Below are 14,584 nucleotides of genomic sequence, written 5' to 3' on the forward strand. Positions count from 1 at the left end.
TTGCCGCCGAGCCCAGCCCGACCGGGGGGCGGGCTGGGATTAAATGCTAACTTTCGCGATGAACGCTCAGACCCGCGTAGGTCTGGCTGACCGGCATCATTTCTACGGTATTAATATTGACGTGTTTTGGCAGCGTCGCGACCCACCAGACCGCCTCGGTAACGTCTTCTGGCGTCAGGGCATTGGCATTTTCGTAGGTTTTTCCGGCCTTCGCATCGTCACCCTTGAAGCGAACGTTGGAAAACTCGGTTCCGCCGACCAGCCCTGGCTCAATATCCGTGACGCGAACGGCGGTACCATGCAGATCGGTACGCAGATTAAGGCTGAACTGGCGCACAAAGGCTTTGGTGGCGCCGTAGACGTTGCCACCGGCATAAGGCCAGCTACCGGCGGTGGAACCAATGTTAATAATATGGCCGCGATTGCGTTCTACCATGCCCGGCAGTACCGCGCGGGTCATATACACCAGGCCTTTGTTGTTGGTGTCGATCATATCTTCCCAATCGTCAACGCTGGCACGGTGTGCGGGCTCCAGACCCAGCGCCAGCCCGGCGTTATTGACCAGAATATCAATCTCGCGCCACGCTGCCGGCAGGTTAGCAATGGTTTCTTCAATCGCCGCGCGGTTGCGCACGTCAAGCTGCACGGTCAGGATGCTGTCGCCCAGCTCATCTTTGAGTGCTTTTAAACGTTCGTTACGACGGCCTGTGGCGATGACTTTATGCCCGTTGGCAATAAAACGGCGGGTTATGCTTTCGCCAAATCCTGCCGTTGCTCCGGTTACCAGTACGATCATTTCTCTGTTCCTTCAACGTTTAACTGTCACATTACGATAGCAGAACGCCTGGGGCATAACTATCACGGCCCTGCGCTTTACTGAAAGAAAGGCGATAACCCGCGAGGAAGAAAAATGCGGGAATGTTGAGATAAGCGGGCAGCCCCGCGCCGTTTTGTTTATTCTGCTACGGTTAACCGTTTTGTTAAGGAGTACACCATGTCGGCCATGAATCCCTTTTTTGCCAGCAGCACCTTACCGTATCAGGCGCCGCCGTTCGATATGATTAACGATGAGCACTATCGTCCGGCTTTTGATGAAGCGCTGAAGCGCAAACGTCAGGAGGTTGCCGACATCGCACATAACCCTGAGCCGGCAACGTTCGACAATACCTTCGTGGCGCTGGAAAAAAGCGGCGAGATGCTGGCGCGCGTCACCGCCGTGTTCTTTGCCATGGCCGCCGCAAACAGCAATGAGACCATTCAGCGGCTGGATGAAGCGTTTTCTGCCGAGTTGGCCGGACTGGCGAACGATATTTATCTTAACGATGCGCTATTTAAGCGTATCCAGTCCGTCTGGGCGCAGCGTGAATCGCTGGGGTTGGATAGCGAGTCTCACCGTCTGGTTGAGGTGATTTACGCCCGTTTTATCCAGGCCGGTGCGATGCTGGGTGAAACGCAAAAGGCAGAGCTGAAAACGCTGAATACCGAAGCCGCCACGCTGAGCAGCCAGTTTCACCAGTGCCTTCTCGGTGCCGCTAAAAACGGTGGACTGGTGGTGGACAGCGAAGCGGCGTTAGCCGGCTTAAGTGCAGATGAGATTGCCACGGCCGCCGCTGCGGCCGCGGAACGCGGGTTGGCGGGACGCTGGTTGATTCCGCTGGTGAACACCACTCAGCAGCCCGTGCTGGCGAGTCTGCGTGTTCGGGAAACCCGTGAAAAACTCTTTAATGCGGCCTGGCAGCGCAATCAGCGCGGCGACGATAACGATACGCGTGAACGCATTCTCAAACTGGTCGCCATCCGCGCGCGTCAGGCCGAGCTGCTTGGCTATGCCGATTATGCCAGCTGGAGCATGGCTGACCAGATGGCAAAAACGCCGCAGGCGGCGTTTGAGTTCATGCGCGAAATTACCCCGGCGGCCCGCGCTCGCGCTGAAAGTGAACTGGCCGATATTCAGGCGCTGATTGATAACGGTGATGCGCCCTTCAGCGCACAGGCCTGGGACTGGCTGTATTATTCCGAACAGGTCAGGCGCGAAAAATACGCGATAGATGAAGCACAAATTAAGCCTTTCCTGGCGCTGGAGCGTGTGCTGATTGATGGCGTGTTCTGGGCTGCCAGCCAGCTGTTTGGCATTCGTTTTATCGAGCGCTTCGATCTGCCGGTTTACCATCCCGACGTGCGCGTGTGGGAGATTTTTGATGCCGATGGCGAGGGAATGGCGCTGTTCTATGGCGACTTCTTTGCCCGAGACAGCAAAAGCGGCGGGGCGTGGATGGACAACTTCGTCCCGCAGTCAACGCTGCTGGGCACGCGTCCGGTTATCTACAACGTGTGCAATTACCCGAAACCGGCTGCCGGAAAAAGCGCGCTGATCTCGTGGGATGATACCATTACGCTATTCCATGAGTTCGGCCACGCGCTGCACGGCCTGTTTGCGAATCAGCGTTATGCGACGTTATCCGGCACCAATACGCCACGCGATTTTGTTGAGTTTCCATCGCAAATAAACGAGCACTGGGCGAGCCATCCGGAGGTGTTTGCCCACTATGCGCGTCATTACGAAACCGGTGAGCCGATGCCGGAAACGTTGCGAGATAGCCTGTTCCGCGCAGCGAACTTCAATAAAGGCTACGATATGAGCGAACTGCTCAGCGCGGCGCTGCTGGACATGAACTGGCACAGCCTGTCGGCAAATTCATTGCCTGAGAGCGTAGACGAGTTCGAAGCCCAGGCGCTACAGCGCGAGCGTATCGATCTTGCTGCCGTTCCTCCGCGTTACCGCAGCAGCTATTTTTCGCATATTTTCGGCGGCGGCTACGCGGCGGGTTATTATGCCTATCTGTGGACGCAAATGCTGGCCGATGATGGTTATCAATGGTTCGTCGAGCGCGGCGGTTTAAATCGCGAGAACGGTCAACGTTTTCGCGATGCTATTTTATCGCGCGGTAACAGCAGCGATTTAGAAAAACTGTATCGTTGCTGGCGGGGACACGATCCGCGCATTGCGCCGATGCTGAAAAATCGTGGTTTAAGCGAAACGGATTAATACTCGCACCGCTCGTCCGGCTGTTTAGATATTCCGGACGAGCGTAAAAAACGAAAAAAAACCCGCACACAGGGCTGGCGGGTTAAGTACCACAATAAATAGAGCATTGTTGCTGCCATTCCTGGAGCGAAGGCAACTGCTGTGATTTTACGTGGTGATAACAATTACGCAACCTGAAATTTTCGGTAGGGTATCACCTCTTGGCGCAGAGAGGTGCGCTGGCTCACAGGCTCTTTACAAATACGTGCAGTTGTTGAAATAACTCGCCATTCAGCTTGCTAACATGTCTGCGTAAATCGTTGAGTTAATGGATTTAATATCGACAATCTGCCCGGAGGCAATAATGAAAAAATCCCAGCGTAACGCTCGTCGCGAATCCATCTGGTCTACCCGTCCTGAGCATCAGGACTTACAGGAGTCGCGTTCCGGCAGATTGTGGGCGGGCCGGCGGGCCGGCTGCCAGAGCAAGAAGGCGTGGAAACACACCGCCTTAAATAATGCGTTGGCCGTTTAGCATTAGTTGAATAAAGCAGTGATAAGATCCCTTTACAGCAACGGTTTCTTCATTCAGGACGGATGGGGAACTGGAGAAGTAAAAATCTATCCATGCAAGCATTTATACCGCCAGTTTCCTGGCGGTTTTTTTATGCGCGATATGCTACAGGCTTATTTCGGTTGTCGTTAATCGTTCCATTTCCCGCTAAAATAGGCAGTCAGAAAACCGGAAAACAGAATAAGCCCCATTGCAACCAGAAACACGTGCATATTATCCAGCATGATGACCTCCTCTTTTAACGATTCCACTCCGGACATCCTTTAGCGTACTGTTTTAAACTTAGACTAACGCGGTCATTTGTGAATTAATTATTTGTTGCGGTAAATTTCTTACGGTAGGCCAGCGGACTGGTGGCCAAATGCTGCTGAAAACGCAGACGCAAATTTTTGGCGTTACCAAAACCGGTTATCTCCGCCACTCGCTCTACGCTGTCTCTGCTGGACGCCAGGTGGTGCTGTGCCTGCTGCAGGCGGGCATCAAGCAGCCAACGGGCAGGCGTTTTGCCGGTGGCCTCCTGGAAACGTCGCAGAAATGTCCGTTCACTCATGCCCACCCGTCCTGCGAGCGAACGGACGCTATGGCTATCGGCCAGATGCTGATGAAGAAAATCAAACAGCACGCCCAGACGCTGGCTCTCACGGGAGCGGGCAACCGGCCGACTTACCTGCTGTTTCTGGGCCCCGTCGCGGTGCGGCTGGATGACCAGCCGCCTGGCAACGCGATTGGCCGCTTCCAGACCATAATCCAGGCGCACCACGTGTAAACAAAGATCGATCCCCGCAGCGCTGCCCGCGGAGGTCAATACGTGCCCTTCCTCGATGTATAGCACGTCCTCCGCCACCTTGATTTGCGGGTAGCGCTGCTGCAGTGGGGCGGTATAACGCCAGTGGGTGGTTGCCCGCTGGCCATCAAGCAGCCCGGCTGCCGCCAGGACGAAGACGCCGGAACAAATCGACATCACCCGACAACCACGCTGGTGCGCGCGGCGTAGCGCCTGGCACAGCGCATCGGGCACCGGGCTGTCTATTCCACGCCAGCCGGGAACGATGATGGTGTCGGCGTCGTCGAGTAACGTCAGGCCGCCATCGGCCATAATCCGAATGCCGCCGGTGGCGCGAAGTTCACCGTCATCGACGGCGGCAACGGCGAAACGGTACCAGTCGTCGCCCATTTCCGGGCGATGCAGGCCAAAGACCTCGACCGCCACGCCAAATTCGAAGGTACATAGCCCGTCATAGGCGAGCACCACCACGCGATGGGCGCGGATTGTCATATTCTGGCCGTTTTCTGTCATCTCTGGGGGCGGTCCTCTCGGCAGGTGCCTGTTTATACTCATCTCATCGTTACCATAGTGGTAACACATAATGAGAGAGTCAACGATGAGTTACGTAACTGAATTTCCGGCCGCCAGCGCCGCCGAAGCCGCCGCCCATTTCCGCCAGCGTCTGAGCGTTGAAACGGATTGTGCTGATGTTCATGCCGCGCTCCAGCAGCCGCCGTTAGATTTTGTATTACTGCACGTGGTGGGCAACGCCGAGACCTTTGCGTTCCGCCATATCCCCGGTGCGATTCACCTTCGTCACGCAGAGATCAACGCTGAGCGTATGCAGACATGGCCGCCGGAAACGCTGTTTGTGGTCTACTGCGCGGGGCCACACTGTAACGGCGCAGATCGCGCAGCGCTTAAGCTGGCGATGCTTGGGCGTCCGGTGAAAATAATGATTGGCGGTATCACCGGTTGGCAGGATGAAGGTTTCGCTTTTAACGTGGGATCGTGAATTTTCTTCATCATCCATGAATTATTCTCGTTTGCCTGCGTGGGTTACGGATGACATTATTTGGATATCTAGCCATCCAGAAGTCTAAATAGTTTAAATAACCAATAATCACCCAGGGGAAACACATTCTCCCGGGAAGTCAGGAGAAACGCATGGCACATCAACACGCTCCTTATCGCGCCGATATCGTCGGCAGCTTTTTACGTCCGCTGGCAATAAAGCAGGCGCGTCAGCAGTGGCTTAACGGAGACATCACCGCACAGCAGCTGCGTGCGGTAGAGGACGAGGAAATTCGTCGCGTTGTGCAGCACCAGTGCGACTGCGGCCTGCACGTAGTGACCGACGGTGAATTCCGTCGTGCCTGGTGGCACTTTGATTTCTTTGACGGCCTACAGGGCGTTGAACGCTATGATGCGGAGCAGGGCATTCAATTTAACGGCGTGCAGACGCGGGCCCATGGCATTCGCGTGACTGGCAAGCTGGGCTTTGGTGACCATCCTATGCTGGACGATTTTCGTTTCCTGAAAAGCATCAGCGGCGATGCCACGCCGAAAATGACGATTCCAAGCCCCAGCGTGCTGCACTTCCGCGGCGGGCGCAAAGATATTGATGCCACCGTATATCCGGATCTGGCGGATTATTTTAACGATCTGGCCGATACCTGGCGTGATGCCATCCGTGCCTTCTATGATGCGGGCTGCCGCTACCTTCAGTTGGATGACACGGTCTGGGCCTATCTGTGTTCCGAAGACCAGCGTCGGCAGGTGCGTGAGCGCGGTGACGATCCGGATCGACTGGCGGCAATTTATGCCGATGTGCTGAACCGCGCGCTGGAAGGTAAACCGGACGACCTGATTATCGGCCTGCACGTCTGTCGCGGTAACTTCCGCTCGACGTGGATTTCGGAAGGCGGCTATGAACCGGTAGCCGAGATCCTGTTTGGCCGTGTGAACGTTGATGCGTTCTTCCTGGAGTATGACAACGATCGTTCTGGCGACTTTGCACCGCTGCGCTTCATCCGTCCTGGGCATCAAAAAGCGGTGCTGGGTCTGATTACAACCAAAAACGGTGAGCTGGAAAATCCGCAAGGGGTGAAGGCGCGCCTGGAAGAGGCGGCAAACTACGTGGCGCGGGATCAAATCTGCCTGAGCCCGCAGTGCGGCTTTGCCTCCACTGAAGAGGGCAATAGTCTGAGTGAACAGCAACAGTGGGATAAGGTACGTCTGGTGACGGGGATTGCCGCACAGGTCTGGTGATTCGCTTAGGCAAAGGCCGGATTAGGCAGCACGCTTATCCGGCCGATTGCGCTATCACACGGCGTTAAGCTCAGGGTGCCAGCCGCTGGCTTTAATGCCGCGGAAGATCAACAGCCAGGCCAGCACAATCACCACCATCATGATGGGGAAGAGCGCAAGGGGCGCGAAATGCGTCAGGATCTGCCCGGTCAACAGCGGATTCAGCGCCGCCCCTAACCACCCCAACGCCTGAGCGGAAAAATAGCTGGCTTTCATTCCCGGCGGGGCGATGTTGTCGATGAGCATATATTCTCCCGGGGCGTAGATAACCTCGCCCAACGTGAAGACGGCGGCCGCCAGCCCCCAGAACAGCAGATTGCTGCCCGACATCATAAAACCCGCCAGGCCCAGCACGTAGCAGACGGTGCCAAAGGTCATCAACGGACGCAGGTTGGTCGAGGTAAGCCGGCGGCCAATCGCATACTGCAAGGTCACCACCACGGCGGCATTGACCGGCAGGATCACCGCCACGACTTTTTCAGCAAAGGTGCTGTCGCCGATGGCCAGCACATACTGTGACAGGCAGGAAGCGAATGAACCACCGACAAACGACGCCAGCAGGCCGGAAAGCGTAAACCACAGCAGCGCCCGATCGCGTAGCAGAACCGACGGTGACCAGGCGACCGGCGATTCGGCCATTTCGGCCGCTGAGACACGCTCAACGTAGCGCTGGATAAACAGCAGCGGGAACGCCGCGCAAATGGCTGCCAGCCAGAACGGCAGGTTGATGCTGCTCATGACCAGCAGCGTGCCGATAGGCGGCCCGATGGTCCAGCCGATGTTCAGGAACGTATAGTTCAGCGAGAACACGCGCGCTTTGGTGGTAGGCGCAAGCGTATCGGAAAAATAGGCTTTCAGCACGGTGGAGAACACCGAGTACGAACAGTTGATCAGCGAAAAGAAAAACACCACCAGCGTGACGCTGTGCACCAGCGGGATAGCCACAAAACCGCAGATGAAGAACGCGATGGCGATCAGCATATAGCGTTTTTTATCAAACTTGTCGGCCAGAATGCCGAAGCCGAGGCTGAACACCACACCAATCACCAGCGCGATAGACATCGCGTAGCCGATGGTATCTACCGTCATCGCGTACTGGCGCGTGAGGTAAATGGTCATAAAGGGAAGTGTGGCACCGCGCCCGATGGTTAACAGTAACGACGATGCCAGCAGCGCAATCGTGGATCGCCTTGTCGTTGGTTTCATTTTCCTGCCCGAGAAGTGTGGTTGGCTTATTTTTTGTTATCGCTTTCAGAAATATCACGCCATAAGCGGCTTGTATAGCCAGGGTCTTGTCGGGAAGTGCGATTTCAGCCTGCCAGAAATAATGATCTATTCCTGGGGTGAATTTTTCGTTACTTTGATTGTGTTTACATAAATTTAATAAATGACGGGGCGGGTATGACGCGTAAAGATGGACTGCTGGCGTTGCTGGTTGTCGTGGTATGGGGGCTGAACTTTGTCGTTATCAAAGTGGGGCTGCACGGTATGCCGCCGCTGCTGCTGGCAGGTCTGCGTTTTTTATTTGTTGCCTTCCCGGCGCTGTTCTTCGTGCCGCGTCCGCGGGTGCCGCTCTCGCTGCTGCTGGGCTATGCGCTGACCATTAGCTTTGGCCAGTTTGCCTTCCTGTTTTGCGCCATTAATTTCGGTATGCCGGCCGGTCTGGCTTCGCTGGTCCTCCAGGCACAGGCTTTCTTTACTATTGTGCTCGGTGCCTTCGCGTTCGGTGAACGACTGCAGCGCAAGCAGCTGGTGGGCATTTCGCTGGCGGTGTTTGGTGTGCTGGTGCTGATAGAAACCAGCATGACCGGCCAGCATGTCAAGCTGCTAGGTTTTATGCTGACGCTGGCGGCGGCACTGTGCTGGGCCTGCGGCAATATCTTCAATAAAAAGATCATGCACCATGATTCGAAGCCGGGCGTGATGTCGCTGGTGGTATGGAGCGCGCTGATTCCTATTTTACCTTTCATGCTCAGCTCGTGGATTTTTGAAGGATCGCAGCAAATGGCGCAGAGCCTGATTCATATTGATCTGACTACCGCGCTGTCGCTGGCCTATCTGTCCTTTGTCGCCAGTATTGTCGGCTATGGCATCTGGGGATCGTTGCTGGGGCGTTATGAAACCTGGCGCGTGGCGCCGCTGTCGCTGTTGGTGCCGGTGGTGGGGCTGGCCAGCGCAGCGCTGCTGTTAGATGAAACGCTATCGGTAATGCAGCTCATCGGTGCGCTGCTGATTATGGCCGGGCTGTTTATTAATGTCTTCGGGCTGCGTTTGCCGGGACTGAGGCGAGCGGTGAAGGGCTAAAAAAAGCCCCGCAAAGGCGGGGCAATTAGCGTTTAGCGATTGTTTTCATTGTAATACGGTACGCCCAGCTCATCGGATTTATCGCTGCCGGAACCCATATGATTAAAGTCAAACGGTGACTGGCTGCTGGCGGACGGCATCAGCATGGTGTCGTGCGCGTTCTTGTGGGCTGGAAGTTGCTCCGCGTAGCTCTGCATGGAGGCCATCGCCAGTAGGGCGAAGGCAACGGAAGCGAACAGTTTCATGATTTCCTCAATACGTCTTTTGCAGGCGATTAACAAACACAGTGATTAATAGGGTGGAGATAGCGAGACTCTCCGTGCATATTGGTGACGCGATACTTGTGCGGCGGCACGTCAAAATAGTTTTTAAATGTCCGCGTCAGCGTCTGCTGCGACTCAAACCCGTAACGTTCGGCCAGATAGAGAATCGGCTCGTTGCCTTCTTTGAGTTTCTGGGCGATTTCCGTCAGCTTGCGGGTGCGAATGTACTGACCTAATGAATGGCCGGTTTCTTTTTTAAACATCCGCTGCAGGTGCCATTTAGAGTAACCGGAACGTTCTGACACTTTCTCAAGCGACAGCGGTGATTCCAGGTTATCTTCGATCCAGTCCAAAATGCTATGAATAGTAATAGCGTCAGTGTTGCGTCTGGACATCGTCTTACCTCTTCTTCTGTTTACGGCAATATTTTTTTAAGGAGAAGTTCGAGCGTTGCAACTTCATTTGCCGTTAAGTTTTTTGTTAATTCCTGGTGCAGGTTTTGCCCAACGAGCAGATGGCATTGTTCACAAATGGCTGCGCCTTCAGGCGTCAGCTGAATCAACACACCGCGTTTATCGCTTGGATTGGGTAACCGGGCAATCCAGCCCCGGCACAGCAAGCGATCGAGCATGCGGGTGAGCGCGCCCAGATCCACCGACAAGGTTTTTTTCAATCCCACGGGGGTGATACTGCCTTGACAACGAATAGAGCAAAGCACTCTGAACTGTGAGGCGGTAATGTCTTCCGGCGATAAATGCTCGTTGAGTAAGCGATCTTTTTTTTGGTTAACCAGGTGAATCAAATGCCCAAGTGGAATCATTTCATTGAAGAGATTGCTTGTGCTGTTCACGATGGTTGCCCTGGCAAGTACTTTAGTTGCGGTGGATATTATTTCTCACGCAACCATAAGTCAACTGAATGGATTGGGCGATGCCACGAATTGCTAAAACGCTCCAAATCGACCCAAATAGGATATCCTCTAAAGTGTCGCTTTGAAGTCATACATGCTGTGTAAAAAGCGACAGCGCGGCGTAAAGGCCATTTTCCGTAACACAGACAGGATTTTTGAACGCTTATGAAGGAACTCTTTCAGGCTATTGGACTGGGGCTGGTGGTTTTGCTGCCGCTGGCTAATCCGCTAACGACCGTTGCGCTGTTCCTTGGGCTTTCGGGGAATATGAACAGCGCGGAGCGTAACCGCCAGTCGCTGATGGCGTCAGTTTACGTCTTCGCTATCATGATGGTGGCCTATTATGCGGGCCAGGTCGTGATGAATACATTCGGCATATCAATACCAGGGCTGCGTATTGCCGGTGGGCTTATCGTGGCTTTTATCGGTTTCCGGATGCTGTTCCCGCAGCAAAAAGCGCATGACTCCCCGGAGGCGCGCAGTAAATCGGAAGAGCTTCAGGATGAGCCTACTGCCAATATCGCGTTTGTGCCGCTCGCGATGCCCAGCACGGCAGGTCCGGGGACCATTGCCATGATTATCAGCTCGGCATCTACGGTGAAACACGGGGTTAACTTCCCGGAGTGGGTGGTGCTGGTGGCACCGCCGATAATCTTCGCACTGGTCGGGGTGATTCTGTGGGGATGCCTGCGCAGCTCTGGGGCGATCATGCGGCTGGTTGGCAAAGGTGGCATCGAGGCGATCTCGCGCCTGATGGGCTTCCTGCTGGTATGTATGGGGGTACAGTTTATTATTAACGGCGTACTCGAAATTATTAAGACCTATCCCGCCTGATACAGTCCGCGACCGCAGCACGGAACAGCGCTGCGGTCGCGGGTCATTAATGCTGATGTGCTTGTTCTTCCAACGACGCCGCTGGCCAGCGGCGGAAAATCACCACTGACCAGATAAACGCCGCCAGTGCCGGCAGCGCGCCCACGTAGCCGATAGATGACATCGACCAGTGGGTGCTGATCTGGCTACCGAGCAGCGCACCGGCACCAATACCGATATTAAATATCCCGGAAAACAGCGACATGGCGACGTCGGTTGCATCCGGCGCCAGCGCCAGCACTTTGACCTGCATTCCCAGGCCAATCACCATAATGGCAATACCCCAGAAGATGCTCAGCACCGCGAGGTGACTCGCGTCGCGCGCGGCAGGCAGCAGCAGCAGCAGGCAAATCAGCAGCATGCCAATCGCACTGCTGATGAGCCCGGAGGCGTGTTGATTACCCAGTTTGCCGAAGACAATGCTACCAATAATGCCCGCGCCGCCCAGAATCAGCAGCAGGATCGTGGCGAAATTGCCGCTCAGGCCTGCCACGGTCTGCACGAACGGTTCAATGTAGCTGTAGGCCGTGTAGTGCGCGGTCACCACCACCACGGTCAGCAGATAGATGCTGACCAGCGCCGGTCGGCGGAACAGTACCGGCAGGCTTTTCAGCGAGCCAGAGTGTTCACTTGGCAGACGCGGCAGCAGTTTGATCAGCGCCAGCAGGGTCAGCAGCGCGCCAACGCCAATGGCGAAAAAGGTGGTACGCCAGCCGAAGTACTGGCCGACGATCCGTCCAATCGGGATACCGAAGACCATCGCCAGGGCGGTGCCGGTGGCTATCAGACTCAGCGCCTGCGCGCGTTTACCTGCTGGTGCCATGCGAATAGCCAGCGAGGCGGTAATTGACCAGAACACCGCATGTGCGAACGCAATACCGATACGGCTGGCCACCAGCACGGTGAAATTCCATGCAAGGAAGGAAAGGACGTGGCTGGCGATAAATAAAATAAACAGACCAATAAGCAGCTTACGTCGCTCCATCTGGCTGGTGAGCAGCATAAACGGCAATGACATCAGCGCCACCACCCAGGCATAGATGGTCAGCATGATGCCCACTTCGGCGGTTTGCATACCAAAACTTTGCGCAATATCGGAAAGCAGGCCCACCGGAACGAATTCCGTGGTGTTGAAAATAAAGGCGGCGATAGCCAGCGTGACTACCCGAAGCCACGCGATCCGACGAGAGACCGTGTTCGTTGTCATAGGTAAATGCACCGGGAGTATGAGAGGAATGAAGAGACGCACGATCTTAAAGCTATTACCGCCGCGAATACAATCATTATGTGATTTACATCTCACTTTTACATTATGGTGACAGTGTCACGTTTAGGCGGGCAAAAGAGACTTGTTGCTGTTAACGTTCTGTGTCAGTTTGCCTTAACGCCATGACAACACGGAGAAGCAGATGCACGAGATTGATTTTTTTATGGTTGATGCCTTTAGCAACAAGGCGTTCGGCGGCAATGCGGCGGCAGTGTGTCTGCTTCGCGAGTGGCCAGAGGATGCGCTACTGCTCAGTATGGCCCAGCAGCATAATCAGTCCGAGACGGCCTTTATCGTCAATCAACCGGGAGGTTTTGCGCTACGCTGGTTCACCACCCGCAATGAAGTCAACCTGTGTGGTCACGGTACGCTCGCCAGCGCGCATGTGGTGTTTAACCATCTCAACTACCCGGATGATCGCATCCATTTCGAGACGCTATCGGGGCGCTTAACCGTGACGCGCAGCGGTGACTGGCTGACGCTGGATTTTCCGGCCGGCGACACCAAAGCGGCGGCACCGCCCCCCGCGATGCTGCGTGCGTTGGGCATCAGTACCTATCGTCATGCGCGTCGCGGGCGCGCGTGGGTGATTGAACTGGATAACCGCGAGCAGGTAGAGGCGCTTCAGCCTGATATCGGCGCGATGACCCCCGGCGAACATAAGGTGTCGGTAACGGCCGTCGGTGAGGGCGAATATGATTTTGTCAGCCGCTTCTTTTCACCCGGCGAGGCGGTATGGGAAGACCCGGTCACCGGCTCGGCGCATACCATGCTGATCCCGTATTGGGGGGAGAAGCTCGGTAAAACGCAGATGCTGGCGCGGCAGGTGTCGACGCGGGGCGGCGATATTCGCTGTGAGTGGGCAGGCGACCGCGTGCTGATGGGGGGAAAAGCGCGAACCTATTTGCAGGGTAAGGTGCTGCTGGATTAACCCGGCGTCACAGCCGCTCGGCCGGGTGAGATAATAGACCCGGCGTGAGGGGGTGACGCCGGGAGCTTAGGGTTACATCGGGAAGATGAAGATTGCGCCCAGGCATAGTGCAAGAATGCGTATCAGATACATGGGTACCGAAAAGATCCAAAATTCTGGCAGTTTATATTTACCCATTCCAAGAATCATTGCAGGCATACCGTCAATTGGCATGTAACCACCGTTCCAGCCTGAAATAACAACGGCGATGGCTGCCGCTGTAGGATTTAATCCCAGACTGGAACATGCCGCGATCGCGATGGGGGCGAAAATATACACTGACCCCATGTTAGATCCGGTAAAGGTTGCACATGTACTGGTTAGCAATGCAAAGGCAATAACGATCAAAACAGGCGATACGCTAGAGCCGAGTATTCCTGCTACGACATCGCCAACCATTGCCGTAAATCCCGTTCCGGCAAGGGCATCAGCGACACCAATTACGCCAGCCATCATCAGAATGACCGGAGCACCCATGTGGTCGCGAACTTCTTTAAAGTCCAAAACGCCAAGCATCAAAATGAACGCAGCGGCCAGACCAGGAACGACATAAGCGATATTACCAAGCTGATTCATCATCATCATGCCAATCACGCTGACCATGAAAGCGCCAATGGTGCAATACTCTTTCCATTGAGGCATGATTTCAGTTTCAGCATCTATCGTCGCGACCGCATCCTCAGATGCATCTGCAATGGGATGGTCAGGTAAAAAACGATAGGCGATCAGACTCCAGGCGAGAAATGCCAGCGACATGACTAAATTCACCAGCGCGAATTTCATCATTGAAATTTCTTGGCTGATTCCTGCTGCCTGCAATACCGTTGCTGTAACACCAAATAATAGGGCAACGTTAATGGGCAATAGCGGATGGTTGGTCGCAAATCCCAGTGGCATCATCAGCTTTGACGTAGGTAATTTCTTGCTGTACGGAATGGTGGAAACCAGGGATAAAATTAACACGTAATAACCTGTAGAACCGGTACCGGCAAGACTGGCACCAATCATGACGATGACAAGCAATAGAGCATAACTTTTATAGCTGCCTTTGGTGACCAGCGAGATCATTGATGACTTTACATTACCGATCAGTCGGGTTTTTTGTAGGGCAGCCATCACCACCATAAATCCAGCAATCATAATTACGCTGGAATTCACAAAACCCGCAAATGCTTGCTGAACTGTCGAGAGGCCAGATACGACCAACAGTAAACAGGCCAGCAAGGGAGGAGCACCAAAGGCAAGCTTATCTGACATGATGAGTACGATCATCAGAATTAGAATACCCAGTGCCAAAACCATATCCATTGTCATTTTTTGGC

At 54.7% G+C, this 14,584-nt stretch carries 16 protein-coding genes; 7 read left to right on the top strand and 9 right to left on the bottom strand.

All coding sequences use genetic code 11. From position 1 onward, the window contains the following. Positions 1 to 46: 46 nt before the first annotated feature. Positions 47 to 796 carry a bifunctional NADP-dependent 3-hydroxy acid dehydrogenase/3-hydroxypropionate dehydrogenase YdfG gene (gene ydfG, locus H7R58_RS11235; protein WP_106930602.1) on the bottom strand — a complete coding sequence of 250 codons (750 nt, stop codon included), beginning with the start codon at positions 794 to 796 and terminating at the stop codon, positions 47 to 49. Between the two features lie 198 nt (positions 797 to 994). On the opposite strand from ydfG, the gene dcp reads away from it, so the two are divergent. Both dcp and H7R58_RS11245 read left to right on the top strand, forming a co-directional pair. Further along, a complete protein-coding gene (dcp, locus tag H7R58_RS11240; protein WP_182928940.1) occupies positions 995 to 3,046 on the top strand; it encodes a peptidyl-dipeptidase Dcp in 2,052 nt (683 codons plus the stop codon). A 343-nt stretch (positions 3,047 to 3,389) separates the two neighbouring features. Then, entirely contained in the window at positions 3,390 to 3,560 is a 171-nt protein-coding gene (locus tag H7R58_RS11245; RefSeq protein ID WP_181358056.1) for a hypothetical protein, read from the top strand. A 167-nt stretch (positions 3,561 to 3,727) separates the two neighbouring features. On the opposite strand, the gene mgtS is transcribed toward H7R58_RS11245, so the two are convergent. Both mgtS and ftrA read right to left on the bottom strand, forming a co-directional pair. Next, a complete protein-coding gene (gene mgtS, locus H7R58_RS11250) occupies positions 3,728 to 3,823 on the bottom strand; it encodes a protein MgtS (protein ID WP_146145744.1) in 96 nt (31 codons plus the stop codon). A gap of 83 nt (positions 3,824 to 3,906) precedes the next feature. Beyond that, the gene (ftrA, locus tag H7R58_RS11255; RefSeq protein WP_106930606.1) at positions 3,907 to 4,896 is read right to left on the bottom strand and encodes a transcriptional regulator FtrA; all 990 of its coding nucleotides are present in this window, start codon (positions 4,894 to 4,896) and stop codon (positions 3,907 to 3,909) included. An 85-nt stretch (positions 4,897 to 4,981) separates the two neighbouring features. Here ftrA and H7R58_RS11260 point away from each other — a divergent pair, with 85 nt between their 5' ends. Beyond that, positions 4,982 to 5,380 (top strand): rhodanese-like domain-containing protein, encoded by a 399-nt coding sequence (locus H7R58_RS11260; RefSeq protein WP_106930608.1) that lies wholly within the window; start codon positions 4,982 to 4,984, stop codon positions 5,378 to 5,380. A gap of 152 nt (positions 5,381 to 5,532) precedes the next feature. Then, positions 5,533 to 6,636: a cobalamin-independent methionine synthase II family protein gene (locus H7R58_RS11265; protein WP_106930610.1), complete on the top strand. Its 1,104-nt coding sequence runs from the start codon at positions 5,533 to 5,535 to the stop codon at positions 6,634 to 6,636. A gap of 54 nt (positions 6,637 to 6,690) precedes the next feature. Here H7R58_RS11265 and ydeE read toward each other — a convergent pair whose 3' ends face one another. Next, positions 6,691 to 7,881 carry an efflux MFS transporter YdeE gene (gene ydeE, locus H7R58_RS11270; protein ID WP_106930612.1) on the bottom strand — a complete coding sequence of 397 codons (1,191 nt, stop codon included), beginning with the start codon at positions 7,879 to 7,881 and terminating at the stop codon, positions 6,691 to 6,693. Between the two features lie 195 nt (positions 7,882 to 8,076). Between ydeE and eamA the strand changes: the two genes are divergently transcribed. Next, complete coding sequence (gene eamA / locus H7R58_RS11275; protein WP_106930614.1) at positions 8,077 to 8,979, top strand: O-acetylserine/cysteine exporter; 903 nt, start codon at positions 8,077 to 8,079, stop codon at positions 8,977 to 8,979. Between the two features lie 32 nt (positions 8,980 to 9,011). Here eamA and marB read toward each other — a convergent pair whose 3' ends face one another. Genes marB through marR form a run of 3 tightly spaced genes read right to left on the bottom strand, consistent with a single transcriptional unit; the run spans position 9,012 to position 10,092 of the window. Further along, on the bottom strand, positions 9,012 to 9,224 hold the full coding sequence (gene marB, locus H7R58_RS11280; protein ID WP_106930616.1) for a multiple antibiotic resistance protein MarB: 213 nt from the start codon (positions 9,222 to 9,224) through the stop codon (positions 9,012 to 9,014). Positions 9,225 to 9,253: 29 nt separating this feature from the next. Then, complete coding sequence (marA, locus tag H7R58_RS11285; protein WP_064545350.1) at positions 9,254 to 9,637, bottom strand: MDR efflux pump AcrAB transcriptional activator MarA; 384 nt, start codon at positions 9,635 to 9,637, stop codon at positions 9,254 to 9,256. A 20-nt stretch (positions 9,638 to 9,657) separates the two neighbouring features. Next, on the bottom strand, positions 9,658 to 10,092 hold the full coding sequence (gene marR / locus H7R58_RS11290; protein WP_182934730.1) for a multiple antibiotic resistance transcriptional regulator MarR: 435 nt from the start codon (positions 10,090 to 10,092) through the stop codon (positions 9,658 to 9,660). 225 nt (positions 10,093 to 10,317) lie between these two features. On the opposite strand from marR, the gene H7R58_RS11295 reads away from it, so the two are divergent. Beyond that, a complete protein-coding gene (locus H7R58_RS11295; protein WP_106930620.1) occupies positions 10,318 to 10,986 on the top strand; it encodes a MarC family NAAT transporter in 669 nt (222 codons plus the stop codon). A gap of 46 nt (positions 10,987 to 11,032) precedes the next feature. Here the strand turns inward: H7R58_RS11295 and H7R58_RS11300 are convergent, their stop codons facing one another. Next, positions 11,033 to 12,232 (bottom strand): sugar transporter, encoded by a 1,200-nt coding sequence (locus H7R58_RS11300; protein ID WP_182934731.1) that lies wholly within the window; start codon positions 12,230 to 12,232, stop codon positions 11,033 to 11,035. Positions 12,233 to 12,434: 202 nt separating this feature from the next. Here H7R58_RS11300 and H7R58_RS11305 point away from each other — a divergent pair, with 202 nt between their 5' ends. Continuing rightward, complete coding sequence (locus H7R58_RS11305; RefSeq protein ID WP_182928938.1) at positions 12,435 to 13,223, top strand: PhzF family phenazine biosynthesis protein; 789 nt, start codon at positions 12,435 to 12,437, stop codon at positions 13,221 to 13,223. 72 nt (positions 13,224 to 13,295) lie between these two features. On the opposite strand, the gene H7R58_RS11310 is transcribed toward H7R58_RS11305, so the two are convergent. Further along, positions 13,296 to 14,576 (bottom strand): SLC13 family permease, encoded by a 1,281-nt coding sequence (locus H7R58_RS11310; RefSeq protein WP_182934732.1) that lies wholly within the window; start codon positions 14,574 to 14,576, stop codon positions 13,296 to 13,298. Between the last annotated feature and the right edge of the window lie 8 nt (positions 14,577 to 14,584).

This window comes from Klebsiella sp. WP4-W18-ESBL-05 (genome assembly GCF_014169075.1).
In the GTDB taxonomy this organism is placed as follows: domain Bacteria; phylum Pseudomonadota; class Gammaproteobacteria; order Enterobacterales; family Enterobacteriaceae; genus Kluyvera; species Kluyvera ascorbata_B.